This is a genomic window from Limibacillus sp., assembly GCA_037379885.1.
Classification (GTDB): Bacteria; Pseudomonadota; Alphaproteobacteria; order Kiloniellales; family CECT-8803; genus JARRJC01.
The window spans coordinates 1-25,872 of the sequence record JARRJC010000009.1; the positions used below are offsets into that span (position 1 = coordinate 1).

General features: G+C 67.8%; 24 protein-coding genes and 1 pseudogene. 16 read left to right on the plus strand and 9 right to left on the minus strand.

Annotated elements, in window-relative coordinates; all coding sequences use genetic code 11:
* The 11 genes from P8X75_04510 to P8X75_04560 all read left to right on the plus strand — a co-directional run.
* On the plus strand, nt 1–809 hold an 809-nt coding region (locus P8X75_04510; protein ID MEJ1994464.1), incomplete at its 5' end, for a D-alanine--D-alanine ligase.
* Nucleotides 797–1,642: an FtsQ-type POTRA domain-containing protein gene (locus P8X75_04515; GenBank protein MEJ1994465.1), complete on the plus strand. Its 846-nt coding sequence runs from the start codon at nt 797–799 to the stop codon at nt 1,640–1,642. The genes P8X75_04510 and P8X75_04515, both read left to right, overlap by 13 nt.
* A gap of 34 nt (nt 1,643–1,676) precedes the next feature.
* Entirely contained in the window at nt 1,677–2,990 is a 1,314-nt protein-coding gene (gene ftsA, locus P8X75_04520) for a cell division protein FtsA (protein MEJ1994466.1), read from the plus strand.
* A 141-nt stretch (nt 2,991–3,131) separates the two neighbouring features.
* Nucleotides 3,132–4,940 carry a cell division protein FtsZ gene (gene ftsZ / locus P8X75_04525; GenBank protein ID MEJ1994467.1) on the plus strand — a complete coding sequence of 603 codons (1,809 nt, stop codon included), beginning with the start codon at nt 3,132–3,134 and terminating at the stop codon, nt 4,938–4,940.
* 372 nt (nt 4,941–5,312) lie between these two features.
* A complete protein-coding gene (gene lpxC / locus P8X75_04530) occupies nt 5,313–6,254 on the plus strand; it encodes a UDP-3-O-acyl-N-acetylglucosamine deacetylase (protein MEJ1994468.1) in 942 nt (313 codons plus the stop codon).
* Nucleotides 6,255–6,418: 164 nt separating this feature from the next.
* Nucleotides 6,419–7,285 (plus strand): outer membrane protein assembly factor BamD, encoded by an 867-nt coding sequence (locus tag P8X75_04535; GenBank protein MEJ1994469.1) that lies wholly within the window; start codon nt 6,419–6,421, stop codon nt 7,283–7,285.
* Between the two features lie 31 nt (nt 7,286–7,316).
* Nucleotides 7,317–8,981 carry a DNA repair protein RecN gene (recN, locus tag P8X75_04540; GenBank protein MEJ1994470.1) on the plus strand — a complete coding sequence of 555 codons (1,665 nt, stop codon included), beginning with the start codon at nt 7,317–7,319 and terminating at the stop codon, nt 8,979–8,981.
* Entirely contained in the window at nt 8,978–11,071 is a 2,094-nt protein-coding gene (gene ligA / locus P8X75_04545; protein MEJ1994471.1) for an NAD-dependent DNA ligase LigA, read from the plus strand. Before recN ends, ligA begins: the two co-directional genes overlap by 4 nt.
* The gene (locus P8X75_04550; protein ID MEJ1994472.1) at nt 11,068–12,009 is read left to right on the plus strand and encodes a threonine/serine dehydratase; all 942 of its coding nucleotides are present in this window, start codon (nt 11,068–11,070) and stop codon (nt 12,007–12,009) included. The genes ligA and P8X75_04550 overlap by 4 nt, the downstream gene beginning before the upstream one ends.
* On the plus strand, nt 12,009–12,326 hold the full coding sequence (locus P8X75_04555; GenBank protein MEJ1994473.1) for a hypothetical protein: 318 nt from the start codon (nt 12,009–12,011) through the stop codon (nt 12,324–12,326). The genes P8X75_04550 and P8X75_04555 overlap by 1 nt, the downstream gene beginning before the upstream one ends.
* 29 nt (nt 12,327–12,355) lie before the next feature.
* Nucleotides 12,356–13,294, plus strand: coding sequence for an AEC family transporter (locus P8X75_04560; protein MEJ1994474.1), 939 nt, complete (start codon nt 12,356–12,358; stop codon nt 13,292–13,294).
* Here the strand turns inward: P8X75_04560 and P8X75_04565 are convergent.
* A complete protein-coding gene (locus tag P8X75_04565; protein MEJ1994475.1) occupies nt 13,288–16,065 on the minus strand; it encodes an ATP-dependent DNA helicase in 2,778 nt (925 codons plus the stop codon). The two genes, P8X75_04560 and P8X75_04565, sit on opposite strands and share 7 nt — an antisense overlap.
* Before the next feature lie 112 nt (nt 16,066–16,177).
* Between P8X75_04565 and P8X75_04570 the strand changes: the two genes are divergently transcribed.
* The 4 genes from P8X75_04570 (at nt 16,178) to P8X75_04585 (ending at nt 19,467) form a co-directional block, all read left to right on the plus strand.
* Nucleotides 16,178–16,735, plus strand: a complete 558-nt coding sequence (locus P8X75_04570) for a sigma-70 family RNA polymerase sigma factor (protein ID MEJ1994476.1) — start codon at nt 16,178–16,180, stop codon at nt 16,733–16,735.
* A 61-nt stretch (nt 16,736–16,796) separates the two neighbouring features.
* Nucleotides 16,797–17,300, plus strand: a complete 504-nt coding sequence (locus P8X75_04575) for a hypothetical protein (GenBank protein MEJ1994477.1) — start codon at nt 16,797–16,799, stop codon at nt 17,298–17,300.
* Between the two features lie 15 nt (nt 17,301–17,315).
* Nucleotides 17,316–17,795, plus strand: a complete 480-nt coding sequence (locus tag P8X75_04580; protein ID MEJ1994478.1) for a Spy/CpxP family protein refolding chaperone — start codon at nt 17,316–17,318, stop codon at nt 17,793–17,795.
* Between the two features lie 73 nt (nt 17,796–17,868).
* Nucleotides 17,869–19,467 carry a lysine--tRNA ligase gene (locus P8X75_04585; GenBank protein MEJ1994479.1) on the plus strand — a complete coding sequence of 533 codons (1,599 nt, stop codon included), beginning with the start codon at nt 17,869–17,871 and terminating at the stop codon, nt 19,465–19,467.
* A 307-nt stretch (nt 19,468–19,774) separates the two neighbouring features.
* Here the strand turns inward: P8X75_04585 and P8X75_04590 are convergent, their stop codons facing one another.
* The 7 genes and pseudogenes from P8X75_04590 to P8X75_04620 all read right to left on the minus strand — a co-directional run bounded on the left by P8X75_04590 (nt 19,775) and on the right by P8X75_04620 (nt 24,394).
* The gene (locus tag P8X75_04590) at nt 19,775–20,224 is read right to left on the minus strand and encodes a molybdenum cofactor biosynthesis protein MoaE (GenBank protein ID MEJ1994480.1); all 450 of its coding nucleotides are present in this window, start codon (nt 20,222–20,224) and stop codon (nt 19,775–19,777) included.
* A 13-nt stretch (nt 20,225–20,237) separates the two neighbouring features.
* Nucleotides 20,238–20,489, minus strand: a complete 252-nt coding sequence (gene moaD, locus P8X75_04595; GenBank protein MEJ1994481.1) for a molybdopterin converting factor subunit 1 — start codon at nt 20,487–20,489, stop codon at nt 20,238–20,240.
* A 2-nt stretch (nt 20,490–20,491) separates the two neighbouring features.
* Nucleotides 20,492–21,745, minus strand: coding sequence for a molybdopterin molybdotransferase MoeA (locus P8X75_04600; GenBank protein MEJ1994482.1), 1,254 nt, complete (start codon nt 21,743–21,745; stop codon nt 20,492–20,494).
* Nucleotides 21,746–21,750: 5 nt separating this feature from the next.
* A complete protein-coding gene (gene mobB, locus P8X75_04605; GenBank protein MEJ1994483.1) occupies nt 21,751–22,266 on the minus strand; it encodes a molybdopterin-guanine dinucleotide biosynthesis protein B in 516 nt (171 codons plus the stop codon).
* 97 nt (nt 22,267–22,363) lie between these two features.
* Nucleotides 22,364–22,921: a CDP-diacylglycerol--glycerol-3-phosphate 3-phosphatidyltransferase gene (gene pgsA, locus P8X75_04610; GenBank protein MEJ1994484.1), complete on the minus strand. Its 558-nt coding sequence runs from the start codon at nt 22,919–22,921 to the stop codon at nt 22,364–22,366.
* A 95-nt stretch (nt 22,922–23,016) separates the two neighbouring features.
* Nucleotides 23,017–23,595, minus strand: a complete 579-nt coding sequence (gene rsmD / locus P8X75_04615; GenBank protein ID MEJ1994485.1) for a 16S rRNA (guanine(966)-N(2))-methyltransferase RsmD — start codon at nt 23,593–23,595, stop codon at nt 23,017–23,019.
* Nucleotides 23,596–23,692: 97 nt separating this feature from the next.
* A pseudogene (locus P8X75_04620) lies at nt 23,693–24,394 on the minus strand (pseudouridine synthase).
* Between the two features lie 144 nt (nt 24,395–24,538).
* Between P8X75_04620 and P8X75_04625 the strand changes: the two are divergent.
* Nucleotides 24,539–24,997, plus strand: coding sequence for a nucleoside deaminase (locus tag P8X75_04625; protein MEJ1994486.1), 459 nt, complete (start codon nt 24,539–24,541; stop codon nt 24,995–24,997).
* Here the strand turns inward: P8X75_04625 and gluQRS are convergent.
* On the minus strand, nt 24,994–25,833 hold the full coding sequence (gene gluQRS, locus P8X75_04630; GenBank protein MEJ1994487.1) for a tRNA glutamyl-Q(34) synthetase GluQRS: 840 nt from the start codon (nt 25,831–25,833) through the stop codon (nt 24,994–24,996). The two genes, P8X75_04625 and gluQRS, sit on opposite strands and share 4 nt — an antisense overlap.
* Nucleotides 25,834–25,872 lie beyond the last annotated feature (39 nt).

Below are 25,872 nucleotides of genomic sequence, written 5' to 3' on the forward strand. Positions count from 1 at the left end.
GCCTGATGATCGACCCGAAGGAGGGCGTCCTCGCCCTGATCGCCAAGCTGGAGCCGCGGCCCGACGTGGTCTTCAACGCGCTGCACGGCCGCTGGGGCGAGGACGGCTGCATCCAGGGCCTCCTGGAGCTGCTGGAGCTGCCCTACAGCCATTCAGGCGTGCTGGCCTCCGCGCTGGCCATGGACAAGGTCATGGCCAAGGAGATCTACGCCCGCCACGGCCTGCCGGTGGCCGAAAGCGTGGTCGCGACCCGCGAAGCGGTGCTCGCCGAGGACGTGATGGAGCGCCCCTACGTGGTGAAGCCGGTCGCCGAGGGCTCAAGCGTCGGCGTGAAGATCATCCTGCCGGGCGCCAACGCCGCGATTCTGGACGAGGAAAGCTGGCCTTACGGCGACGAGGTCATGGTCGAGCGTTACGTTCCGGGACGCGAACTGACCGTCGCCGTGATGGGCGACCGCGCCCTGGCGGTGACCGAGATCAAGCCGCGCGAGGGCTTCTACGACTACCGCGCCAAGTACACCAGCGGCGTGGCCGACCACTTGATCCCGGCCCCCATCGAACCTGAGATCGAAGAGGCGGTGAAGGCCATGGCCGTGACGGCCCACCGCGCGCTCGGTTGCCAGGGCGTCAGCCGGTCCGACTTCCGTTGGGACTCGGACAAGGGCAAGGACGGCCTGGTGATCCTGGAAACCAATACCCAGCCCGGCATGACGCCCCTGTCGCTGGTGCCCGAGCAGGCCCAGCACATCGGGGTTTCCTTTGCCGAGCTGGTCGACTGGATGCTGGAGGACGCGCTATGTCGGCAGTGACCCAGCAGAACCCCCGCGCCAAGCCCCGCATGACTCTCCGTGGTCTGGCCGCGCGCATCGGCTGGCGCCGGATCGCCAAGTCCGTGGCGCTTCTCGTCTTTGCCATCGGCAGCGGGCTGATCTGGCGCTCGGGCTTGCCGCAGTCGATCTGGGCCGACCTTGAACGCCATGCCGTGCGGGAAAGCGCGGAGGCCGGTCTGGTCCTGGAGGACCTGCTGGTGACCGGCCGCAAGCGCACGGAACAGGCGACCCTGATCGACGCACTGGGCGTTCGGCGCGGCCAGCCGATCCTGACCTACGACCTTGAAGGGCTGCGTCAGCGCCTGGAAGCGCTTCCCTGGATCGCCTCCGCGCGTGTCGGGCGGCAACTGCCGGGCAGCCTCACGATCCAATTGGTCGAGCGCGAGCCGCTCGCCGTCTGGCAGCACCGTGGCCGCCTGACCCTGATCGACCACCAGGGCGCCCCCATCGCGATCGAGGATCTGCGCCCCTACGCGCACCTGCCGCTGGTGGTTGGACCGGACGCGCCGCAGCACGCGGGGCAGCTCGTGGCGCTCCTGGCCCGCGAGCCTGACCTCAGCAGCCGCGTGGTGGCGGGCGTGCGCATCGGCGGGCGCCGCTGGAACCTGCGGCTCATCGGCGACATCGACGTTCAGCTGCCCGAGCAGAAGCCCGAGGCGGCCTACAGCCAGCTGGCGCGCCTGGCGCGCGAACACGGACTCCTGGAGCGCGATCTGCGGGTCATCGACCTGCGGCTGCCGGATCAGATGATCCTGCACGGCGTGCCCCAGGGCGGGGGAGAAGAGGGAGAGGCGAGCGGTCAGGCGACCTGACCTGCTCCGCCAATGGAGAGGTAATGGAAAGACCATGAAGCGAGCACCGGGTACAAACCGCAACGGACTGATAGCCGCGCTGGACGTCGGCTCCAGCAAGGTCTGCTGCTTTATCGCCGAGCCGGGGGGCAACGGCGCGGTCCCTCGCGTGCTCGGCATCGGCCAGCAGGCCAGCCGGGGCATCCGAAACGGCGCGATCGTGGACATGGAGGCCGCCGAGGCCGCCGTGCGCAACGCCGTGCATGCCGCCGAGCAGATGGCCGGCGACACCATCGAGCGCGTCATCATCGCGCTTTCCGGCGGCAAGCCCGCATCCCGGCAGATCGCCATCGAAGTGGCGCTGGACGGCCAGCAGGTGAGCGAGCGGGATCTGCGCCGCGCCCTCTCCCTGGGCCGCGAGCCGACTTACCTCAACGGACACATCGGCGAAGGCCGGGAGCTGATCCATTCCATCCCGCTGGCCTATGCCGTGGACGGCAGCCGCGGGATCCGGGATCCGCGCGGCATGGTCGGCGAGCATCTGGCTGTCGATCTGCATCTGATCACAGCGACCTCCGGACCCGTGCGCAACCTCGCCGGCTGCGTCGAGCGCAGCCATCTGGAGGTCGGCGGCTTCGTGATCTCGCCCTACGCTTCCGGTCTGTCGGCCCTGGTCGAGGACGAGCGGGAGCTCGGCGTCACCTTGATCGACATGGGCGGCGGCACGACCTCCATCGCCGTGTTCTTCGAGGGCAAGGCCATCCACACAGATGTGGTGCCGGTCGGCGGCATCCACGTCACGACGGACATCGCGCGCGGGCTTTCCACCCCCGTCGCGCACGCCGAGCGCATCAAGACGCTCTACGGCCACGCCATCGCATCGAGCGGCGGCGACCGGGAAATGATCGACGTGCCCCAGGTCGGCGAGTACGACGAGGGCAGCGTGCAGCAGGTCCCGCGGTCCCTTCTGAACGGGATCATCCAGCCGCGCCTGGAGGAAACCTTCGAACTGGTCCGCTCGCGCCTGGAGCAGAGCGGCATGTACCAAGTCGGCGGCCGCCGGGTGGTGCTGACGGGCGGCGCCTGTCAGCTGCCGGGCGTCCCGGACATGGCGTCGCTGATTCTAGACAGGAAGATCCGCATCGGCCGGCCCCAGGGCATTGGCGGATTGGCGGACTCCACGGCCGGCCCCGCCCACGCGGTCGCCGCCGGTCTTATCCGTTACGCCGTCGAAAGCGAACGCTCGATGGAGCCGCAGCCCGCGTCTCCGCCGGTCGTGCAGCAGACGAACGGTATGGGAGCCGACGAGGGAGCGGCTCTGCCCGGCTTTGTGGGCCGGTTGGGTCACTGGTTCCGGGAGCACTTTTAAAGAGCGCGATCAAGCGCCCGGAACCGAGAAGAGAAGCATTCGAGGAGGTCCCGCCTCGCGCCACGGGACGAAGCGAAGCCCGGTTAGAGACCACCGGGCATTTTAGGAGGCCCCGGACCCCCCGGGGGAATGGAGGAGAAAATGCCGTTGAACCTTAGCGTCCCCAGTGACGAGAAAACGCACCTGAAGCCGCGTATCACGGTTGTCGGCGTCGGTGGCGCCGGCGGAAACGCCGTGAACAACATGATCACCAGCAAGCTTGAAGGCGTGGAGTTCGTGGTTGCGAACACCGACGCCCAGGCGCTGGAGCATTCCCAGTGCGAGCGCCGCATCCAGCTCGGCCGGCACATCACCTCCGGCCTTGGCGCCGGGTCCCGCCCCGATGTCGGCCGGGCCGCCGCCGAGGAGGCGATGGACGACATCCTGGAGCATCTCGAAGGCTCCAACATGGTCTTCATCACCGCCGGCATGGGCGGAGGCACCGGCACCGGTGCTGCCCCGGTCATCGCCCGCGCGGCGCGCGAGCAGGGCATCCTGACCGTGGGCGTCGTGACCAAGCCCTTCCAGTTCGAGGGCATCCATCGCATGCGCATGGCCAGCAACGGCCTGGAGGAACTCCAGCAGTTCGTCGATACCCTGATCATCATCCCCAACCAGAACCTCTTCAGGGTCTGTGACGAGCGCACCACCTTCGCCGACGCCTTCAAGATGGCCGACGACGTGCTGCACGCGGGCGTGCGCGGCGTGACCGACCTGATGGTCATGCCGGGCCTGATCAACCTGGACTTCGCCGACATCCGCACGGTCATGTCGGAGATGGGCAAGGCCATGATGGGCACCGGCGAGGCGGAAAGCGACGGCCGCGCCGTGGCCGCCGCGGAAGCCGCGATCTCCAACCCGCTTCTGGACGATGTTTCGATGCGCGGCGCGCGCGGCGTGCTGATCAACATCACCGGCGGCATGGACATGACGCTGTTCGAGGTCGACGAGGCCGCCAACCGCATCCGCGAGGAAGTGGATCCGGAAGCCAACATCATCTTCGGCTCGACCTTCGATGAATCCATGAACGGCCTGATGCGGGTCTCCATCGTGGCGACCGGCATCGACGTGGAGGAGGGCGAGCGCCCGCAGCCGCTGACCCAGCCGGTCCGCACCGCGGCGATCGCATCGGCCAAGGCGGCCGAGGAACTGCGCCTGACCGCTGCTTCCGCTGCGCCGGAAGAGGAGGTCGAGGAGCTGGAAGTCGCCGAGATCGAGGAGACTCCCGTTGAGGATATCCCGGTCGAGGAGACCCCGGAGGAGCTTCCCGTCGCCGCCGAGCTCGAAGAGGCCGACGAAAGCGGTTTCGACGAGCGCGAGGAGTTCGATCAGGCGGTCGCCGCCTTCGAGGCGCGCCAGAACGGCGCCCGCGAAGCGACCGGCGGCAGCCAGGCCGGACCGGAACTCTCCGGCGAACCGCGCCGGGCCGTGCCGCGCATGGACGACGCCTTCATCCCGCCCGAGCCGGTCGAATCGCCGCGCCGTCCGGTGATGGAGCAGGCCGCCAAGCCTGAGCCCTTCGCCGAAGCGGCCATGACCAACGGCGGCGGGACCGGTAAGGGCCCCAAGGAAGCGCCGATCGCCAAGCGCAGCCGCAGCGCGACGCTGTTCGGTCTGATGACCGGCGCCGCCAAGGCCATCCACAACGCTGAGAAGAAGGTGGAGAAGACCGTCACCGGCGTTTCTGAGGACGCCAAGGCGCCGCAGGCCTCCGTCACCCGACGGGAGCCGCAGATCGAACGCCGGACCCAGCGCAGTGAGCCGGTGGCCGAGACGCCGAAGCCGGCGCGCCAGGAGGAGCCTGCCCAGCAGAGCCTCTCCGGCGTCGAGACCAAGGAGCGCAAGGCCGAGAGCGACATGGACGAGGATCTCTTCGAGATTCCGACCTTCCTGCGCCGCCAGGCCAACTGACCAACGCCGAAGTCAGCCGGAGAGGGGGATCAACGGCCCCTCTCTCCGGCGGCGTTGAACGATCTCGGGGGAGCAAGCCCGCTCGCCGGACCGCGAATCGAAGGGGTGCGGTCCCATGGCGAGCGGGCTTGTCTATCCAGGCGCCGGGATCCACGTCTTTTCGTGGAAAAAACAAAGCCGCGCTGCTCTCCCGCAAGGCGGCGGAAATCAGCCGTTTTTCGGCGTAACATGCTGTAACAAACAGTGATTTCACACTAGCTGCAGCGCAGCATATCTTAGACGGATGCCGAGTAGCTTTAATCCAACTGCGGGTCGGCACCAAATTAACAGATCAATAAAGGCCGAACGGTCGGCCGGTGGGGTCATCAAGCCATGTCAACGCTCTCCCAGCATACTCTGAAAAATCCGATCCATTGTTCGGGCATCGGTGTTCACAGCGGTCTTCGGGTCTCCATGACCTTGAATCCGGCTGAAGCCGACAGCGGTATCGTGTTCCGCCGCACCGACGTCGAAGGCGTCGAGTTGCAGGCGCATTGGAAGAACGCGGTTGAGACGCCGCTCTGCACGACCCTTGTCGCAGAGAATGGCCAGAAGGTCAGCACCATCGAGCATCTGATGTCGGCCTTCGTCGCCTGTGGCATCGACAACGCGCTGGTCGAGATCAGCGCCGAGGAAGTGCCGATCATGGACGGCTCCGCCGCTCCCTTCGTGTTCCTGATCGAATGCGCCGGCCGCGCGCGTCAGGATGCGCCGCGCCGCGCCATCCGCATCTTGAAGGATGTCTCGGTCGAGGAGCCGCATCGCGCCGCCTCCTTCGTGCCCGGCGAAGGCTTCACGGTGGACTTCGACATCGATTTCGACAACGACTTGGTTTCCCGCCAGAGCTGGTCGGGCGCGATCACCGAGGAGACCTTCAAGTCCGAGATTTCCCGTGCCCGCACCTTCGGCTTCCTGCATGAGGTGGAGCAGCTCCGCAAGATGGGGCTGGCCCGTGGCGGGTCGCTGGACAACGCCGTGGTGATCGACGGCGACAAGGTCATGAACGAAGGCGGGCTGCGCTTCAAGGACGAGTTCGTGCGCCACAAGGTGCTGGACTCGATCGGCGACCTCTATCTCGCCGGTGCTCCGATTCTCGGCCACTTCACCGGTCACAAGGCGGGCCACGCCTTGAACCTGCGCCTGCTGGTCGAGCTGTTCTCCGACCAGGACGCCTGGGAGTGGGTGGAGATGACCGAGGACGACCTGGAGCCGGGCATCATCGCCGCTGCTGGCAACGCGCTTCCCTCTATCCGCGCCGCCGCCGCCAGCGTTTGATATCCGCCGCCACGCGCGGCAGGAACAGAGCCTCTTTAAAAAGGCCCCTCATCAAGTCCCGCAAAGCGTCGGGGCGGCTTGAGGGGCCTTCTTCTTTTGCCCTATAGTCATCGCGGCAAACGCCCGAAGCGGCGATTCTCTTCTTGGGATTAAGAGGCATAAAAATGAGGCGACAGCCAAACGGCCCCCATACCTGGACTGCGACGCCGCGGCGCGGGCGGCTCTTCCTGCGGGTCCTGGCGCCGATCGTTCTGGTCCTGCCGCTGCTCGCGGCCTGTTCGTCCGATGATGAGGTGGCGCCCTATGTGGAGCGGCCCGTTGAACAGCTCTACAACATCGCCGCCGACACCTTGGCCGCGGGCGAGGACTACGAGCTGGCCGGTCAGCAGTTCGAAGAGGTCGAGCGTCAGCATCCCTATTCCGTCTGGGCCGCCAAGGCCCAGCTCATGGCCGCCTATTCCTACTATCTGGCGAACCGCTACGACGCGGCCGTCAACGGCCTGGACCGCTTCGTCGCGCTGCATCCGGGCAGCCCGGACGTCGCCTACGCCCTCTACCTGAAGGGGCTCTGCTACTACGAGCGCATCTCCGACGTGCACCGGGACCAGAAGATGACCCAGGATGCTCTCGACGCTCTTGGCGAGGTGGTTAGGCGCTTTCCCGACAGCCAGTACGCCCGCGACGCGCGCTTGAAGATCGACCTGGCGAACGACCACCTGGCCGGTAAGGAAATGACGATCGGGCGCTTCTATCTTCAGCGGAAGAACTATCTGGCCGCGCTGAACCGTTTCCAGGCCGTGGTGCGCGACTATCAGACCACCACCCATGTCCCCGAAGCCCTGCATCGCCTGGTGGAGGTCAATCTGGCGCTGGGCATCGACAAGGAAGCGCAGGCGACCGGGGCTGTCCTGGGCTACAACTTCCCGGGCAGCGACTGGTACCTCGACAGCTATGCGCTTCTGACCGGGGAGGACCTGAGGCCCGAAGCGCAGGAAGACTCCTGGATCGGCTCTGTTTGGAACATCTTCTGATCCCGCGCGGCGGGGAGGCTAAGTAGACGCGATGCTGGTCAGTCTGGCCATCCGCGACGTGGTGTTGATCGATCGCTTGGACCTGAACTTCGAAGCCGGCCTCGCCGTGCTCACGGGCGAGACCGGCGCGGGCAAGTCGATCCTTCTGGATTCCCTGGGACTGGCCTTGGGCGAGCGGGCCGACAGCGGCCTTCTGCGCAAGGGGGCCGAGCGCGCCAGCGTGGTCGCGGCCTTCGACCTGCCGGAGGGACACCCGGCCCATGCAACCCTGGAAGAAGGTGAGATCGAGCTGGAACCCGGCGAGCCCCTGCTGCTGCGCCGACAACTGGGCGCCGATGGACGCAGCCGCGCCTTTGCCAACGATCAGCCGATTTCCGTGGCCCTGCTGCGCGCCCTGGGCGAATCCCTGGTCGAGGTGCAGGGACACTTCGAGCAGCGCGGCCTCATGGACCCCAAGACCCACCGCCAGACGCTGGACGCCTTTGCTGGACTCGCCTCCGAAGTGTCAGCGGTCGGGGCGCTTCACGCCGCCTGGAAGGCAGCGGAGCGGGACCGCGCCGAGGCGGCCGCGCGGTTGGAGAAGGCGCGCGGGGACGAGGCCTTCCTGCGCCATGCCCTGGGTGAGTTGGAAGCGCTCGATCCCAAGGAGGGCGAAGAGGAAGAGTTGGCCGAACGTCGTTCGCTGCTGATGCATGCAACGCAGGTCCTTGAGGCCATGGAAGAGGCGCTCACCCAACTCGATGGCGCGGAAGGCGGCATGGCGGCCGCCCAACGGCGTCTGGAGCGGGCGGCGGACAAGGCCGGGGGCCGCCTGGACGCGATCATCGCAGGCCTGGAGCGCAGCGTCGCCGAGCTGGAAGAAGCGCGCATCGGGCTACAGTCCCTGGCCGGGGACGAGGAGTTCGAGGCGGGCGGCCTGGAGCGGATCGAAGAGCGCTTCTTCGCGCTCAAGGACCTTGCCCGCAAGCACCACGTGGAGGTCGCCAGCCTGCCTGCCCTGCGCCAGGAGATGACCGCGCAACTTGGCGCGATCGAAGGCGGCGGCGACACGTTGAAGGCCCTGGAAGCCAAAGCAGCCGAGGCCCGCAAGAGCTATCTGGCCGCGGCCCGCGCCCTGCACGAAAAGCGCTCGCAGGCCGCCCTCAAGCTCGACGAGGCGGTCAATGCCGAGCTCCCGCCCCTGAAGCTGGAGAAGGCGAATTTTCGCACGCTGGTTGAAGAGCTCGATGAAGCGGACGCGGGGCCGCTTGGCCTGGACCGGGTTGCTTTCGAAGTCTCGACCAATCCCGGCAGCGCGCCCGGCCCCCTGGGCCGCATTGCCTCGGCGGGCGAGCTCTCCCGCTTCCTGCTCGCCATCAAGCTGGTTCTTGCGGGTGCGAGCCCGGTCGGGACGCTGGTTTTCGACGAGGTGGACAGCGGCGTCGGCGGCGCCACGGCGGCGGCGGTGGGCGAGCGTCTCGCCCGGCTCGCGGGCAGCCGCCAGGTCCTGGTCGTGACCCACAGCCCGCAGGTCGCCGCGCGCGGCGATTGCCACTGGCACGTGCAGAAGGAAAGCGATGACGCCTCCACCCTGACCCGGGTCCTGCCGCTTGACAGCGGTCAGAGGCGGGAGGAGATCGCGCGCATGCTGTCGGGCGCCGAGATCACGGAAGCCGCCCGCGCCGCCGCCGATCAGTTGATGGGAGCGGCGGAATGAGCCAGGAAGGCGGCGAGGCTCTGAGCAGCAAGCCGGTTGAGGCGCTGAGCGAGGAGGAGGCCGCGCGGGAACTCGGGCGGCTGGCCGCCGAGATCGCGCACCACGATCGCCTCTACTATCAAAAGGACGATCCCGAGATCAGCGACGCCGACTATGACCGGCTGCGCCAGCGCAACGAGGCGATAGAGGCGCGTTTTCCAAAGCTTGTACGCGACGACAGCCCCTCGAAGCGGGTCGGCGCTGCGCCTTCCTCCGAGTTCTCCGAGGTGCGGCACGCCGTCCCGATGCTCTCGCTCGGCAACGCCTTTTCGCGGGCGGACGTCGAGGACTTCCTGGCCCGCATCCGGCGCTTCCTGGACCTGCCCTCGGAAGACGCCCTCGATATCTTGGCGGAACCCAAGATCGACGGCCTTTCCTGTTCGCTGCGCTATGAGAAAGGGGCACTGATCCAGGCGGCCACGCGCGGCGACGGGCGCAGCGGCGAGGATGTCACCGCCAACGTGCGCACCATCGAGAGCGTGCCGGAGACGCTTTCGGGGCCGCGCATCCCCGAGGTGCTTGAGGTGCGCGGCGAGGTCTTTATGGAGCGCCAGGCCTTTCAGGCGCTGAACGAACGGCGCGAGGCGAAGGGCGAGAAGCTCTTCGCCAATCCGCGGAACGCCGCCGCGGGCTCCCTGCGCCAGCTCGATTCCCGCATCACGGCGGAGCGGCCCTTGAGTTTCCTGGCCTACGCCTGGGGCGAAATCAGCGAGCCGCTCGGCGCGACCATGATGGAGGCACGGGAGCGTCTGGAGGCGCTGGGCTTCACGGTCAACGGTCCGGCTGAGCTCTGCAAGGGCGCGGATGCGCTGCTGGATTACCACGCGCGCATCCTGGCCGCGCGCCCGGAGATGGCGCATGAGATCGACGGCGTGGTCTACAAGGTCGACCGATTGGATCTGCAGGAACGCCTCGGCTTCGTCAGCCGCGCGCCGCGCTGGGCCATTGCCCACAAGTTCCCGGCGGAAAAGGCGCAGACGCGGCTCAACAAGATCACGATCCAGGTGGGGCGGACCGGTGCGCTGACACCCGTCGCAAACCTGGAGCCGATATCGGTCGGCGGCGTGGTGGTGGCCCGCGCCACGCTCCACAACGAGGACGAGATCCGCCGCAAGGACATCCGCGAGGGCGATCTGGTGGTGATCCAGCGCGCCGGGGACGTGATCCCCCAGGTGGTCGAGGTGGTGCCGGAGCCCGAACACGAGACGCGCCCGGTCTTCCAGATGCCGGCGGTCTGCCCGGAGTGCGGCAGCGACACGCTGCGCGAGGAGGACGAGGCGGTGCTGCGCTGCCAGGGCGGCCTGATCTGCCCGGCACAGGCGCGCGAACGCCTGCGCCATTTCGTCGGTCGCGAAGCCTTCGACATCGAGGGGCTGGGCGGACGGCACATCAACGCCTTCTGGGAGGAGGGGCTGATCAAGTCGCCCGCCGACATCTTCCGCCTCGCCGAGCACCGGCAAGCGCTGGAGAAGCGCGAAGGCTGGGGCGAAAAGTCGGTTGCGAACCTGTTGCAGGCGATCGAGGAGCGCAAGACGATCACCCTGGACCGGCTGATCTTCGGGCTCGGCATCCGCCATGTCGGACAAGCCACCGCCCGGCTTCTGGCGCGGGCCTACGGCGATCTCGCGACCTGGCGCGAGCAGATGGAGAAGGCCCACGATGGCGATGAGCAGGCCCTGGACGACCTGCTCTCCATCGACGGCATCGGCGCCGCCGTCGCCAAGGATATCCTGGGCTTCGTGGTCGAGGAGCATAACCGCAAGGTCTTGGACGAGCTGGCCGAGATACTGGACGTGCAGCCGGTCGAAGCGCCCTCCGGTGATTCACCGGTCGCCGGCAAGACCGTCGTCTTCACCGGATCGCTTGAGACCATGACCCGCAGCGAGGCCAAGGCGCGGGCCGAAAGCCTCGGCGCGAAGGTCTCCGGCTCGGTCTCCGCCAAGACCGACTACGTGGTCGCCGGGCCGGGCGCGGGCTCCAAGGAAAAGAAGGCGCGCGAACTCGGCGTCACCCTTCTGACCGAAGATGAGTGGCGGGAGCTGATCGGATGAGCCTCACGCTGGAGGATATCCAGGCAGCCCAGCGCCGCCTTAAGGGCCGCGTGCGCCGCACGCCGCTGCTGCCCGCGACCCAGATGCGCGAGCCGCCGACCCAAGGCGAGCTTCATCTGAAGCTGGAGAGCCTCCAGGTCTCCGGCTCCTTCAAGGCGCGCGGCGCGACCAACGCTCTCCTCAGTCTCTCCGAGGCGGAACTGCGGCGCGGCATCTGCTGTGCCTCGGGCGGCAACCACGGGCTCGCGGTCGCCTTTGCGGGCTGGACGGCGGGCACGCGGGCCGTGGTCTTCCTGCCGGAATCGACGCCGGAGAAGAAGGCGGCGGAGATCGCCTCCTGGGGCGCTGAGGTGCGCGTCGAAGGCCAGGTCTTCGACGACGCCAACATCGCGGCCCAGGCCTTCTGCGAGGCGGAGGGCCTGACCTACCTGCATCCCTTCGCCGATCCGCGGATCATGGCCGGTCAGGGCACGGTGGGATTGGAGATTCTGGAGGATATGGCCTCGCTCGACCTTCTGCTGGTCGCGATCGGCGGCGGCGGCCTGATCTCAGGCGTCGCGCGGGCGGTCAAGGCGCTGAGGCCGGAGGTGCGGGTCGTCGGCGTGGAACCGGAAGGCGCGCCGACCCTGAAGCGCAGCCTGGAGGCCGGGGAGTTGATCACTCTCGAGGCGATCGAGACCGTCGCCGGAACCCTAGCGCCGCGCCGCTCGGCCAAGGCCAACTTCGAGATCATCCGGGAGACGGTCGAGGATATCGTCCTGGTCTCCGACGAGCAGATGCGCGAGGCGGCCCGCTGGCTCTGGCGGGAGTTCGGCGTGGGCGCGGAACTCTCCGGCGCTGCCGCCCTGGCCGCCCTCCGCAGCGGCGCGGTCTCGCTCGATGAAGGTCAGACAGGCTGCGCGTTGGTCTGCGGGCGCGGCTCGGACGGGATCGCCTGATGCAGGAATTCGAGGAAGAGCGCGGCGCGGTCTGGACCCAGGGCCCCTCCGGCGAGCGGCAGGAGGTGCACGAATATCTGGGCGGCGACTATGGCCTTTTGGATGTCGCGGAGCTGTTCCAGTTGGGGCGGGGGCATCTGGACGAGGCCGAGCAGGAAGTCCTGGACATCACCGCCGCTGAGCTTGATAAGCTGAAAATTCAGGCAGATGCCTATTCCTTCGACTACGAGGAAGGGCTGATCGCGCTCTGTCTGGATCTGCACCGCTATGCTCAGGCGCGGCCGCAGCAGAGCTATCGCTTCATCGCCGACTTCTAGGACGCCCGCGTCGAGCCGGAAGGGGAACCATGCAAGCCGTCATCAACGTTGTGCTGCCGGTCTTCGGGATCATTCTCGCAGGCTACGTGACGGGGCGCGCCGGCCTTTTGGGCGAGGACTCGAGCAGAGCGCTGAACGGCTTCGTCTTCTATGTCGCGCTGCCCGCGCTCTTCTTCATCTCCATGGCCCGCGTCGATCTCTCCGATCCGAACCTCGTGCCCTACATGATCGCGGTGGGCGGCGGGATGGTGGCGACCTTCGTGCTGGCCGTCGCCATCGCCAAACCCGTGCTGAAGTACGGCCTGGGCGAAGTCACGATGCACGGGCTTTCCGGCGTCTTCGCCAACACCGGCTACATGGGCATTCCCCTGCTGCTGACCGCTTACGGCAGCGAGGCCCTGCTGCCGGGCGTGATCGCGACGGTCTTCAACGGAGCCGTGGTGATCGGCCTCGGCTCGGCGATCATGGAGATCAACAAATCGGCGAGCCGCGAACTCTGGCCGGTGGTCAAGCGGGCCTGGCGCGGTCTGTCGCACAATCCCCTGGTGCTCTCCGCCGTCGCCGGGCTGATCTGGGGCATCCTCTCGCTGCCCTTGCCCGCGCCTCTGGTGACCTTCTGCGAGCTGCTGGCGGATTCCGTCGGGCCCTGCGCGCTCTTCGCCATGGGGCTTTTCCTGGTCGGGCGCTCGGTCACCCGCGGCGCCCTGGAGGTCGCCTGGCTGACGGTTCTGAAGCTGCTGATCCATCCGGCCATCACCTTCGTGATCGCCTTCTGGTGGCTCGATCTCGATCCCTTCTGGGCCGCCTGCGCGGTAATCCTCGCGGCGCTGCCGCTGGGCGCGCTGACCTTCGTTCTGGCCCAGCAGTATCAGGTCTACATTCAGCGTGCGGCGGCGGCGATCCTGATTTCCACCGTGGTCTCGGTGGCCACGCTCTCCGCGCTCATGGCCTATCTGGGCGTTCAGTAACCGGTCAGGAAGTCGCGGGTCTCCGCGACCGCCTCGGCCAGGCCGCAGCGCCGCACCTCCACCCCCTCCGGAAAGGCCCCGAGCAGGCGCGAAGGCATCATGGGGTCGAGCAGCACGAAGACGCCGTGATCTTCCGCCCGGCGCACCAGCCGCCCGAAGGCCTGCTTCAAGCGCAGCCGCGTCAGCATGTCGTCGTAGCGCTTCTTGCCGAAGTGCTCGCGCCGCGCCCGATGCACCAGAGAGGGGCGGGGCCAGGGCACGCGGTCGAAGACGATGAGGCGCAGGGCGCGCCCCGGTACGTCCACGCCGTCGCGCACGGCATCGGTCCCGAGGAGACAGGAATCGGCCTCGGCCCGGAAGATCTCGACCAGGGTCGAGGTGTCCAGACGGTCGACATGCTGGGCGTAGAGCGGCAGTCCCGCCTCCTCCAGCTCGGCGGCGATCTTCTGCTGCACGGCCTTCAAGCGGCTGATCGCCGTGAAGAGGCCGAGCGCGCCGCCGCCCGAGGCCTTGAAGAGCGCGCGGTAGGCGGCGGAGACCTGGATCAGGTCGTCCTTGCGCACGTCATTGACGATGAAGACCTTGGTCTGGGCCGGATAGTCGAAGGGGCTCGGCATCTGGGCGCGCCAGGCTGCCTCCTCCAGATGGATCGTGCCGGACCGCTGCTCGGCGGCGCGCCAGTCCTCCTCCACCTCGCCGCTGCCGTCGGTCAGCGTCGCCGAGGTCACCATCAGCCCGTGCGCCTTCTTATAGACGGCCTCGGCCAAGGGCGCGGTCGGGTCGATGAAGTGGCGGTGTGCGCCCATGTCCAGCTCGCGGCCCTCAATGCGTTCCACCAGGAAGGAATCGACGAAGGCGCCGGGCGTCTCCCCCTCCAGCAGGTTCTCCAAGAGAGAGCCCCAGGCAGAGAGCGGCAGCAGGCAGCGCCGCTCCAGGCTGCGCACCAGGGAATCGATGCGCCGCCGCGCTTCGCTCTCCAGCTCGTCGGCCTCCTCCTCGCCCAGGCGCTGGGCGAGCCGCTTGGCGATCTGCGTTAGAGGGCGCTCCAGCTCGGCCAGGGCGTCGCGCAACCGCTCGGCCGCCACCGCGACATCGGGGTTCAGCGGATAGGGTTCGCACTCAACGGAATAGGGGTCGCCGACCCGCTCGCTGCGGGCGAAGACCTGAGTGCGCAGGGCGGCCAGAAAACCTTCCAGCGGCCCCTGTGGCTGGCCTTCCAGCACGCGCTTGTGCCAGCCGTTGGCGGGCAGGGCGCGGGCGGCGCGCAGCGCCTCCTCCAGCCATTCCAGGTCTTCGGGCCGATCGACGATCAGGTCCTCGACGCGGCGTTTCAGGCCGCGCAGCCGCCCGGCCGTGCGGCCGCTGGCGTCGGCGCCCAGGAGCCAGCGGCGCAGCTCTCTGGTCTCCAACCCGGTCAGGTGGGCTGCAAAGGCGCTGTCGGCGGCATCGAAGAGGTGGTGTCCCTCGTCGAAGACGTAGCGCGTGGGCAGACGCCCCTCGTCCCCGCCGCCGAGCGCCGCCTGCACCATCACCAGGGCATGGTTGGCGATGACGATGCGCGCGCGCCGGGCGCGGCGCACCGATTTCTCGATATAGCAGCGCGAATAGTGCGGGCAGGCCGAATAGATGCACTCGCCGCGCCGGTCGGTGAGGCCCAGGGTGCGCGCCCTGCCGGCGAGATCGGGCAGCCAGCCCGGAAAATCGCCGCCCACCATGTCGCCGTCGCGCGTGGCCGCCGCCCAGCGCGCCATCAGGCCGACGGCCACCACCTCCTGCGGGCGGGCGGGCAGCTGCGCGACCGCCTCCTCGTAGTTCAGCAGGCAGAGGTAGTTCTCGCGGCCCTTGCGCACCACGACGCGCCGCGCCTTGGTGGCGGCGTCGGGATAGAGGCGGTCCAGCTCGCCGTCGATCTGCTGCTGCAGGTTGCGGGTGAAGGTGGAGATCCAGACGCTGCCGTCGTTCTTCTCGGCCCAGAGGCTGGCGGGCGCCAGATAGCCCAGGGTCTTGCCCACCCCGGTTCCCGCCTCGGCCAGCAGCGCGCGCGGCCTGTCGGGCGCCTCGCGCGGTTGAAAGACCTCGGCGGCGGAGGCGGCGTAGTCGGACTGCTGGCGGCGCGGCTCGGCGTCCTCGCCCAGCATTTCGGAGAGCCGCTCGCGCGCTTCCTCCGGCGAGACGGAGAGCTGACCGGGCGGCGGTTCGGGCGCATGTTCCGACCACTGGCCGAGCTGCTCCCAGACCGCGAACCCCCGGTTGCCGTCGGTACCGCCGATTTGCTGGTCGCGTCCGTAACCCAAGGCCGCAAGGACGTAGGGCCCCCATAGCCAGCCGCCCCGGGCCATGGTCCAGGCGACGGCGGCGGCCTGCCGGCGCGCCTTGGCCTCCTGCGCGGCCAGTTCGGTCAGCAGCGCCTCGGCGGCGCGCGGCAGGGTGAGCGCCTGTTCCTCCAGGCTGTGGGGCGCGGGGAGCCCCAAGACCGCGGCCAGGCCGCGCGGCGTCGGGGCGGCGGTGCGCGCCGGGCGCACGAAGGCGAAGAGTTCGAGCAGGTCGTAGGCCTCGATACGCTCCAGCCCCACCCGCCGCGCCGAGGCGGGCGCATGGCAGAGCAACGGCGGCTGCTTGGCCGTGCGGCGCTGGACCTCCAGGCGGTCGAGATGCTCCACCTCACCATCGGGCGTCAGCCAGACGGCTTCGCTGAACCCGGCAACCAGAGCAGGCGCCGGCGGCAGGCCGGGCCGGCTGTCGGGGGGAGGGGGAGAGGCGGGATGAACCATGGTGACAAGGAGACTAGCCCTCCGCTCCGTTGCCTGTCATCACGCCGTGAGGGATGTTTTTCGCCGCCGACCCGTATCAAGAGCTTATCGGCGCGCCTATAGTAGAGAGGCCATGACCAAGGGCCCAATCTGGAGCGAAAACGAGATCCAAGAACTGATGACCGGCGGCAAAGGGCTGTGGGATCGCTTCGTGCGCGACCATGCCCCGCTGATCTATGCCGCCGTGCAGCGCAAGCTGGTGCCCGCCGGGCGTAGCCAGGACCGCGAAGACGTCGCCCAGGATGTCTTCATCCGGCTCATCAAGAACGATTTCAAGCTGCTGAGGTCCTTCGACGCCTCGCGCGCGAAGCTTTCGACCTGGCTGACCATCGTCGCCAGCTCCACGGCCATCGATCATCTGCGGCGCAACGCGCGGCCCACCACGGACATCGACGCGCTTCCCGAGGGACTGCTGAGCGAGCCGGGCAAGGAATACACCTGGATCAACATTCCCGAGGGTCTGTTGTCCGAGCGCCAGGCGCTGGTCCTGGAACTGCTCTATCAGAAAGACATGGAGGTGGCCGAAGCGGCGGAATTCATGGCGGTCGATCCGCAGACGGTCCGCTCCATGCACCACAAGGCGCTGACCAAGCTGAGGGCGCATTTCGAAGCCGAGCAAGAAGCGATCTGACGGGGATGAAGCAGCGGCGGGCTGCGTAGAAGAAACACAAGAGGGCTAAAGGAAAAAAGAAATGACCGAAGAAACCCAAAAGAACCGAGAAGCAGCCGCTCTCTGGCGGGAGGCGCGGACTGCTTGGAGCGAAGAGCGGACGGAGCGGAAGCCTGAAGATGCGGGCGCCGATGCCATGCTGCTGGCCGCCTACCTCGACGGCGGACTAGGCGAGGCGGAGAGCGCCGGGCTGGAAGCGCGGCTCGCCCGCGACCCGGCACTGCTCGAAGAGCTCCTGGCGCTGAAGGAGCTGGAGCCGGTGGAGCCGCCCATCAACCTGATCCTGAGGGCCCAGGGCTTGGTGCGCGAGGCGCCGAGGACGGCGCAGCCGGCTAAGAAGCAAGGTTGGTTTGCCGGCGGACTCCTGCAGCCTCTCGGCTGGGCAGGCGCGCTGGCCGCTCTGGTTGTGGTCTGCAGCCTTTCCTTCGAGTTGGGCCGTGAAGGCTGGGCCGCGGCGAGCGAGTTGGAAAGCGCCTCGGCCTCGGTCGAGACGCCCTTCGACGGCACCGCCGATTTTCCGCTTTAGGAAGGGTCCTTGGCGATGAACAAGAGCCGCATCCTCTGGGTCGTTCTGATCTTCTCCCTGCTCGCCAACGTCTTCCTTCTGGGCGGGGCGCTCTATACCCGTCACATCATGGAGGGCTACCGGGACGGCGAGCCGCAGGTCGAACGGATCGTCGAGGAGCTCGACTTGACCGCCCCGCAGCAGGCCAAGCTGCAAGGGGTCGCAAAGGAAATGCAGGCCTGGCGCGCGGAACGGAACGAGAGACGCGAGGAAGGCAGCGACGAGACCCGTGAGGAGATGTTTGCACTGCTCATGGTTCCCGAGTTCGACGAAGCGCGCCTTCGCGAGTTGCTGCAAGTCCGACACGCCGAACGCAACGAGCGTTTCGTCATGATGGGCCGCGAGATGCATGGCTTCATGCAGACGCTTAGCGCCGAACAACAGGCCAAGGCGCTGGAGATGATGCGCGACCGCAGCTTCTGGCGTTACATCATGGGCGGACGCGGCCGGCGTTGACCTAGCGGCTTTCTGGACATAGCTTCTGCGCCGACTTGAACTCCCTGAAGCCTGGGTTGGAAGGAACGGCGCGATGTCGGAACAGCAGGTGCTTGCCGAGCGGCAGTTGGCGGAAGAGGCGCGGGCCTGGCCCTTTGAGGAAGCGCGCAAGCTGATCGCGCGCACCGGCGGCAAAACCCCCGAGAAAGGCTACGTCCTGTTCGAGACCGGCTACGGCCCCTCCGGCCTGCCGCATATCGGCACCTTTGGCGAGGTGGTCCGCACCACGATGGTGCGTCAGGCCTTTCAGCGGCTTTCCGACATACCGACCCGGCTGTTCTGCTTTTCCGACGACATGGACGGGCTGCGCAAGGTGCCCGACAACGTGCCCAACAAGGAGCTTCTGCAAAAGCACCTGCACAAGCCCCTGACGCAGGTGCCCGATCCCTTCGGCACCCACGAGTCCTTCGGACACCACAACAATGCGCGGCTGCGCGCCTTTCTGGATTCCTTCGGTTTCGAGTACGAGTTCCAGTCTTCGACCGACTGGTACAAGTCCGGGCGTTTCGACGAGGCTCTGCTTCAGGTGCTGCGCTGCTACGACGAGGTCATGGCGATCATGCTGCCGACCCTCGGCGAGGAGCGGCGCGCGACCTACAGCCCCTTCCTGCCGGTCAGCCCCAAGAGCGGCCATGTGCTGCAGGTGCCGATCCTGGAGCACGACGCCCAGGCCGGGACCGTCGTCTTCGAGGACGAGGACGGGACCAAGACAGAGCTGCCGGTGACGGGCGGCAACTGCAAGCTCCAGTGGAAGCCCGACTGGGGCATGCGCTGGTACGCGCTGGGCGTCGATTACGAGATGTCGGGCAAGGACCTGATCGATTCCGTGAAGCTCGCCAGCCGCATCTGCCAGACGCTGGGCGCTCAGGCCCCCGAGGGCTTCAACTACGAGCTCTTCCTGGACGAGAACGGCCAGAAGATCTCCAAGTCCAAGGGCAACGGCCTGACCGTCGACGAGTGGCTGACCTACGCCCCGGCGGAGAGCCTGTCGCTGTTCATGTACAACAAGCCGCGCGCGGCCAAGAAGCTCTACTTCGACGTCATCCCAAAGACAGTGGACGACTATCTGACCTTCGTGGAGAAGTTCTCGGAGGAGGAGCCCGCAAAGCGGCTTGAGAACCCGGTCTGGCACATCCATGACGGCCAGACGCCGGACACGGCCTCGCCGGTCTCCTTCGCGCTGCTCCTGAACCTGGCGAGCGCTGCCAACAGCGAGGAAGCCTCGGTCCTCTGGGGTTTCATCGAGCGCTACAACCCCGGCATCACGCCCGAGACCTCGCCCATGCTGGCGCGGCTGGTCGAGTTCGCGCTGGTCTACTACCGGGACTTCGTGAAGCCCAACAAGTCCTACCGCGCGCCCAACGATATGGAGCGGGCCGCGCTTGAGGACCTGAAGGCGGAGCTGGAGGCCCTGCCCGCCGACGCGGACGCCGAAGCCATCCAGTTCCAGGTCTACGAAGTCGGCAAGCGCCATGAGTTCGAGAGCCTGCGCCATTGGTTCAAGGCGCTCTACGAGATCCTTTTGGGCCAGGAACAGGGGCCGCGCATGGGCTCCTTCATCGCGCTCTACGGCAAGGAGAACTTCCTGGACCTCTTGAAGCGCGCGCTGGCGGGCGAGGACCTGAGCGCCTGAGGCAGGACGCCCGGACGCCCTTGCGCCGGCTGCCCATCCTTCGAGACGGACCCTCGCGGGCCCTCCTCAGGATGAGGATGGAGGGGGAGAAGGCTCACGCTCGTGCGGCGGCTGCCCATCCTACGAGACGGACCCTCGCGGGTCCTCCTCAGGATGAGGATGGAGGGGATCGGCGTTGCGAGGGCTGCTGAAAGCCGCAACTTCTCTCCCTGTCGCCAGCCCCGCCCCTTGGCTCGACCCTCATCCTGAGGAGGCCGCCAAGGCGGCCGTCACGAAGGATGGGCCGCAAGCGATCAGCCGCGAAAGGCTACTTCTTCCAACGCTGGGCGGCCTTGTCGTCGCTGTCGCGGGCTTCGACCCATTCCGCGCCGCTTTCCTTGTCCTCCAGCTTCCAGAAGGGCGCTTGCGTCTTCAGCCAGTCGATCAGGAAGTGGCAGGCCTCGAAGGCCGCTTCGCGGTGCGGGGAGGCGGTGGCGACGAGCACGATCTGCTCGCCCGGCTCCAGCCGTCCGTAGCGGTGGATGATGAGGCTCGCCTCCAGGGGCCAGCGCTGCTTCGCCTCGGCCTCGATCCGCTCCAGCATCTTCTCGGTCATGCCGGGGTAGTGCTCCAGCGTCATGGCGCCGATCTGCTCGCCGCCGGCCATGTCGCGCACCAGCCCGACAAAGCTGCACAGCCCGCCGATCTTAGGGTTCCCGGCGGTGAGCGCCGCCAGTTCGGCGCCAAGATCGAAGTCGTCGCGCTGGACGCGAATCATGGAAGAAGCCTCCTCAGCCGCCGGTCACGGGCGGGAACAGGGCGATCTCATCACCCTGGGCCACGGGGTCGCTTTCCTTGGCGTACTCCTGATTGACGGCGATGCGCAAGGCACCGCGGTCGGAAAGCGCCTCGGCGTAGCCGGGGCCGCGGGCGGCCAGCCAATCGACCAGTTCGCCCACGGTTGCGACGTTGTCGGGCAGCGTTACTTCCTCCTCCCCGACTCCGGTCTTCTGTCTCAACCAGGCGAAATAGAGAATCTTCATGTTTAGAGAACCTCGCTGAACGGAAGGAAATCGACCAGGGCCCCGGGCTCCAGCAGGGTCATGTCCTCGGGCAGCTCGACAAGCCCGTCGCTCTCCACCAGGGACGAGAGGATGCCCGCACCCTGCCGGGAGAACTTCTGCGCGGCGAAGCCGCCGTCCGGCAGAGCGACCAGGGAGGCGCGGACCCATTCGCGCCGCTCGGCCTTCTTCTTGTGGGTGAAGTCGGAACGCACGAGGAAGCGCCGGGCCGGCAGCATCTCCGCGCCCATCAGGCGCAGGATCAGGGGGCGCACGATGGTCAGGAAGGTCACCATCACGGCCACCGGGTTGCCTGGCAGGCCGACGAAGGGCACGCGCGCAATCTGGCCGAGCGCGATGGGCCGTCCCGGCTTGATGGCGAGCCGCCAGACATGAAGGTTGCCGAGCGTCTCCACGGCCTGCTTCACGTGGTCTTCCTCGCCGACGGAGATGCCGCCTGAGGTGATCACCAGATCGTGGGCCGCAGCCGCCTCGGCCAGCGCCGCTTCGATGCCCTTAGCCTTGTCCCGCAGGATGCCGAGGTCGGTCACGGCGCAGCCAAGGCCGGTCAGCAGCCCGGAAAGCACCGCGCGGTTGGAATCGTAGATGGTCCCGGCCTCCAACGGTTCGCCGGGTTGGCGCAGCTCGTCGCCCGTGGAGAAGAGGGCGACACGCAAGGGGCGGTAGACGGAGAGTTCGGTCAGGCCGCAAGCCGCCGCCTGTCCCAGGTCCTGGGGCCGCAGACGCCGGCCCTGCGGCACCAGAAGGTCGCCCGTCTTGAAATCCTCGCCCCGCTTGCGGCGGTTCGAACCCTGCTTGATGCCGGGTGCGATCACCACGCTGTCGTCTTCCTCGCGGCAGTCCTCCTGCATCATCACGGTGTCCGGGCCCTCGGGCATGGCCGCTCCGGTGAAGATGCGGATCGCCTCGCCGCGCTTGCCCGGGCGGTCCAGTGCGTGGCCGGCGGCGACCCGCGCGCCGATCGGCAGGCGGGTTTCGCTCCCGGCGTTCAGGTCCTCGAAGAAGACCGCGTAGCCATCGACCGCCGAGTTGTCGTGCGGCGGCACGTCGAAGGGCGCGACCAGCGGCTCGGCCAACACCCGGTCCAGACAGGCGGCGAGCGGGCGGGTCTCGGGCGCGGTCACCGCTTGCGTGCGCTCGGCCAGCAGCTCAAGCGCCGCCGCCACCCGCATCAGCGGGCCGCCATGGGCAAAGCAGTCGTCGCTCAGTTGGGCCATGGCCGCTACGCGCCTTTTCGCTGAGGCAGGCCGCAGTGGGCCAGGATGAAGTCCGCGAGACCCGCGATGTCGTTGAGGTCGAGGCGCGGCACCGGCAGCCCCTCCAGCGCCTCGTCGCTGGCGACCGCGACGATCTTGGGGTCGTCGGGTTGCAGCAACGGCTTGCCGACGCTGGGACGGTGGATCTCAAGCTTTTCGTGATCTTCCTTCTTGAAGCCCTCGATCAGGATCAGGTCCACGGGGCTCATCTGTTTCACCAGTTCGGCGGCGCTGGGCTCCGGCTGGCCGCGATGCTCATGCATCAGCGCCCAGCGGTTGGCGGAGGAGACCATCACCTCGGTGGCGCCCGCTTCGCGATGTTCGTAGGAGTCCTTTCCGGGCTTGTCCACGTCGAAGGCATGGTGGGCGTGCTTCATGGTCGAGACGCTGTACCCGCGCCCCACGATTTCCGGCAGGAGCCGGGTCATCAAGGTGGTCTTGCCGCTGCCGCTCCAGCCGGCCAGGCCGAAGATCTTTGTCACGCCGCTTCCTTTTGCTTCCATCCCTTTGATTCCCTTGCCTAGAAGAAAGGCACGGGCGGGCGGAAAGTCAATGCAGGAAAGGCCCGGAAAGAGAGGCTCAAGAAACGCCGAGATGGGGCAGCGCGCCGCGCAGGTAGGTCCAGCCCGTGATCGCCGTCAGGCCCGCTGCGATCCAGATCAGGACGATGCCGATCTCGTTGCCCATCCAGGCGGCGGGCAGGCCCGGCGCCAGGATCAGCGCGCCCTGTGCGACCATTTGGGCGGCCGTCTTCCACTTGGCGAGCTTGGTCACGGGCAGTGCGACGGACTTCTGGCCCAGGTACTCGCGCAGGCCCGAGACGATGAATTCGCGGCCCAGAATCACCAGGACCGGCACGAGATTCCAGCCATCCAGGTGGCGCCCCGCGACCAACAGGATCAGGACCGCGGCGACCAGCAGCTTGTCGGCGATGGGATCGAGGAACTTGCCGACGTCGGAGACCGAGCCCCACTTGCGGGCGAGATAACCGTCCAGCCAATCGGTCAGGCCCGCCGCCACGAAGATCACGAAGGCGCCCCAGGCCGCCCAGGGCTTGTCGATGGTCATGAAGGCGGCCAACGGCACGATCGCGAGGATGCGCAGCAGCGTTAGATGATTGGGAATGTGGCTCGCCATGTCAGAGGGTCTCTTGAGGGCCGATGAAAGGGTTAGTCCCTAAAACAACTGTGATTAATCGTCATAAGAGCAGCTTGGGGCTGTGCTGTCACGTATCAGACCGGGCCGTAACGCAAGAATAACAGCTTGGCCTTGCCGTAGCGCCGCTCCTCCAGAAGGGTGAAACCCTCCGGCGGCTCCAGGTTCTCGCTCCGGTCGCATTCCAGCACCGTCAGGCTCTCCGGTCCGATCCATCCGGCTTTCGCCAGCGCCAGCAGCGCCGGTGCGCCCAGGCCCTTATTATAGGGCGGGTCCAGCAGCACGATATCGCAAGCGCGCTCCGCTGTTGGCGGATTGGCGACATCGGCGGGCACCACGCGGCCCTGCCGCTCCAGCCCGCAGTGCTTCAGGTTGCCCCTCAACAGCTTCAAGGCGCCCGCATCCTTCTCCATGAAGAAGGCCTCCGTCGCGCCGCGCGAGAGCGCTTCGATGCCGAGCGCTCCGGTGCCCGCGAAACCGTCCAGCAGGCGCGCGCCGATCAGGGGATTGCCGCCGCCCGCCGCCTCCCTGGCCACGCGGCCCTGGGTCAGAAGATTGAACAGCGACTCCCGCGCGCGGTCGGAGGTCGGTCGAAGCTGGCCGCCTTCCGGCGCTTCCAGTCGCTTTCCCTTAAGGCTTCCGCCGACGATCCGCATTGGGGGCTCCCTGGCTTCTCACCTTGCGGCGGCCGGGCTTGACCGGCTTGGGTTTCGCCTTGGCGAAGCCGGTTCGGTCTTTCACCTGCGGGCCGATGCCGAGTTGGTCGCGCATCTGGCTCTTGGGCACCTCCAGCAGCCCGCGCTTGGGCAACTCGCCCAGCAGGAAGGGGCCGTAGGAGACCCGGATCAGCCGGTTCACCCTCAGGCCGAGATGCTCCAGCACCTTGCGGATTTCCCGGTTCTTGCCTTCGCGCAGGCCCAGGGTCATCCAGGCGTTCGCGCCATCGCCACGGTCCAGCGTCGCCTCGATGGGGCCGTAGTTTACGCCCTCGACCGTGATGCCTTCCTTGAGCCGGTCCAGCGTCGCCTGTTCGATGCGCCCGTAGGCGCGCACGCGGTAGCGCCGCAGCCAGCCGGTCGAGGGCAGCTCTAGCCGCCTCTTCAACTCGCCGTCGTTGGTCAGCAAAAGCAGGCCTTCGGTGTTGATGTCCAGGCGTCCGACCGCCTGAAGGCGCGGCAGCTTTTCCGGCAAGAGATCGAAAACCGTGTCGCGGCCCAGTTCGTCGCTCGCCGAGACCACGTAGCCCGCCGGCTTGTGGAACCGGAAGAGGCGCGGCGGCTCGGCCTCGGGAAGAGGCTTTCCGTCCACTGCGACCTTGTCGGCCTCGGTCACGTTGAAGGCGGGGGAGGTCTGGAGCTGGCCGTTCACCGTGACGCGGCCCGCTTCGATCCAGGTTTCCGCCTCGCGGCGCGAGCAGAGACCGGCGCGCGCCATCACCTTGGCCAGGCGCTGTCCGGGGTTCGCGGTCTGCTCTTCGCTCATGATCCTTGGCTTTCGGGCCGGTGGTGGAAAGGCGCGGCACTCTAGGCCCAGCCCAGGCGGCGCGCAAGCCGCCGCGCTTGACCGCAAGCGGCTTTTGAGCGCAGTTTCGCCGCCGTCATGAAGGCCAGGGCCGATCATATGGAAAGCGCGCTGGAAGAAGCGCGGGCCGCCGCCGAGGCGGGCGAGGTGCCGGTCGGCGCCGTCCTGGTGGATTCGGTCAGCGGCGAGGTGCTGGCGCGCGCCCACAACCGGGTCGAGCGGGACCATGATCCCACTGCCCATGCCGAGCTTCTTGCGATCCGCGAGGCCGCGCGGAAGCTGGGCGAGGCGCGCCTGACATCGGCGGACCTCTACGTCACGCTGGAGCCTTGCGCCATGTGCGCCCAGGCCATCGCCTTCGCGCGGCTGCGCCGGGTCTACTTCGGCGCCTACGACCCCAAGGGCGGGGGCGTCGAGCACGGCGCGCGGATCTTCAGCCAGCCGACCTGTCACCATAGGCCCGAAGAGGTCCTGGGCGGCCTGAAGGAGCGGGCCGCCAGCGAGCTGCTTCAGGGTTTCTTCAAGGCGCGGCGCTAGTCCGGCCAACCGGCGAGGGCGCGCACCTCGGCGGGACTGCGGCCCGCCTCGCGCAGATCACGCAGGGTCTTGGCGCTGTCGCGCTTTGCGAAGCGCTTCCCCTCGGCATCGGTCAGCAGTCCGTGGTGCCGCCAGCGCGGCACCGGAAGGTCCAAGAGCTTCTGAAGCAAGCGGTGGACAGACGTGGCGGGTATCAGGTCCTCCCCCCGGGTCACCAGGGTCACGCCCTGGGCGGCGTCGTCCAGAGTGACGGCGAGGTGGTAGCTGCCGGGGGCGTCCTTCCGGGACAGCACGACATCGCCCAGCAGTTCTGGTTGGGCGCGCTGCTCGCCACGCTCCAGATCGGTCCAGGTGAGGGGGCCCGCGCGCCTTGCCGCCGCGGCCATGTCCAGGCGCAGGGCGTGGGCCTCTCCGGCGGCAAGCCTCTCCGCGGCCTCGGCCTTGTCGAGCTGGCGGCAGGTGCCGGGATAGAGCGGACCCTCGGGCCCCTGCGGCGCGCCGCCGGCGGCCTCGATCTCCGCCAGGATTTCCTTGCGGGTGCAAAAGCAGGGGTAGAGCAGACCGTCGCCCGACAGCCGGTCGAGCGCCTGGCCATAGAGCGGCAGACGGTCGGACTGGCGCAGCAGCGGTTCCTCCCACCGCAAGCCCAGCCAGGCCAGGTCCTCCAGGATCGCCGCTTCGAACTCTGGCCGGCAGCGCCCCTGGTCGATGTCTTCGATGCGCAGCAGGAAGCGCCCGGCCTCGCCCGCCGCCCGCGCGGCGAAGAGCGCGGAGTAGGCGTGGCCGATATGGAGCAGGCCGGTGGGGGAGGGCGCAAAGCGCGTGGTTTCGGTCATGGGAATGGCTTGCCGCGAAATCACCTCAGGCTCAAGCGG

Excerpts from the sequence above, each read along its gene's own strand:
- P8X75_04515 (MEJ1994465.1), top strand. The coding sequence starts at position 797 with ATGTCGGCAGTGACCCAGCAGAACCCCCGCGCCAAGCCCCGCATGACT.
- ftsA (MEJ1994466.1), top strand. The coding sequence starts at position 1,677 with ATGAAGCGAGCACCGGGTACAAACCGCAACGGACTGATAGCCGCGCTG.
- ftsZ (MEJ1994467.1), top strand. The coding sequence starts at position 3,132 with ATGCCGTTGAACCTTAGCGTCCCCAGTGACGAGAAAACGCACCTGAAG.
- lpxC (MEJ1994468.1), top strand. The coding sequence starts at position 5,313 with ATGTCAACGCTCTCCCAGCATACTCTGAAAAATCCGATCCATTGTTCG.
- P8X75_04535 (MEJ1994469.1), top strand. The coding sequence starts at position 6,419 with ATGAGGCGACAGCCAAACGGCCCCCATACCTGGACTGCGACGCCGCGG.
- recN (MEJ1994470.1), top strand. The coding sequence starts at position 7,317 with ATGCTGGTCAGTCTGGCCATCCGCGACGTGGTGTTGATCGATCGCTTG.
- ligA (MEJ1994471.1), top strand. The coding sequence starts at position 8,978 with ATGAGCCAGGAAGGCGGCGAGGCTCTGAGCAGCAAGCCGGTTGAGGCG.
- P8X75_04550 (MEJ1994472.1), top strand. The coding sequence starts at position 11,068 with ATGAGCCTCACGCTGGAGGATATCCAGGCAGCCCAGCGCCGCCTTAAG.
- P8X75_04555 (MEJ1994473.1), top strand. The coding sequence starts at position 12,009 with ATGCAGGAATTCGAGGAAGAGCGCGGCGCGGTCTGGACCCAGGGCCCC.
- P8X75_04560 (MEJ1994474.1), top strand. The coding sequence starts at position 12,356 with ATGCAAGCCGTCATCAACGTTGTGCTGCCGGTCTTCGGGATCATTCTC.
- P8X75_04565 (MEJ1994475.1), bottom strand. The coding sequence starts at position 16,065 with ATGGTTCATCCCGCCTCTCCCCCTCCCCCCGACAGCCGGCCCGGCCTG.
- P8X75_04570 (MEJ1994476.1), top strand. The coding sequence starts at position 16,178 with ATGACCAAGGGCCCAATCTGGAGCGAAAACGAGATCCAAGAACTGATG.
- P8X75_04575 (MEJ1994477.1), top strand. The coding sequence starts at position 16,797 with ATGACCGAAGAAACCCAAAAGAACCGAGAAGCAGCCGCTCTCTGGCGG.
- P8X75_04580 (MEJ1994478.1), top strand. The coding sequence starts at position 17,316 with ATGAACAAGAGCCGCATCCTCTGGGTCGTTCTGATCTTCTCCCTGCTC.
- P8X75_04585 (MEJ1994479.1), top strand. The coding sequence starts at position 17,869 with ATGTCGGAACAGCAGGTGCTTGCCGAGCGGCAGTTGGCGGAAGAGGCG.
- P8X75_04590 (MEJ1994480.1), bottom strand. The coding sequence starts at position 20,224 with ATGATTCGCGTCCAGCGCGACGACTTCGATCTTGGCGCCGAACTGGCG.
- moaD (MEJ1994481.1), bottom strand. The coding sequence starts at position 20,489 with ATGAAGATTCTCTATTTCGCCTGGTTGAGACAGAAGACCGGAGTCGGG.
- P8X75_04600 (MEJ1994482.1), bottom strand. The coding sequence starts at position 21,745 with ATGGCCCAACTGAGCGACGACTGCTTTGCCCATGGCGGCCCGCTGATG.
- pgsA (MEJ1994484.1), bottom strand. The coding sequence starts at position 22,921 with ATGGCGAGCCACATTCCCAATCATCTAACGCTGCTGCGCATCCTCGCG.
- rsmD (MEJ1994485.1), bottom strand. The coding sequence starts at position 23,595 with ATGCGGATCGTCGGCGGAAGCCTTAAGGGAAAGCGACTGGAAGCGCCG.
- P8X75_04625 (MEJ1994486.1), top strand. The coding sequence starts at position 24,539 with ATGAAGGCCAGGGCCGATCATATGGAAAGCGCGCTGGAAGAAGCGCGG.
- gluQRS (MEJ1994487.1), bottom strand. The coding sequence starts at position 25,833 with ATGACCGAAACCACGCGCTTTGCGCCCTCCCCCACCGGCCTGCTCCAT.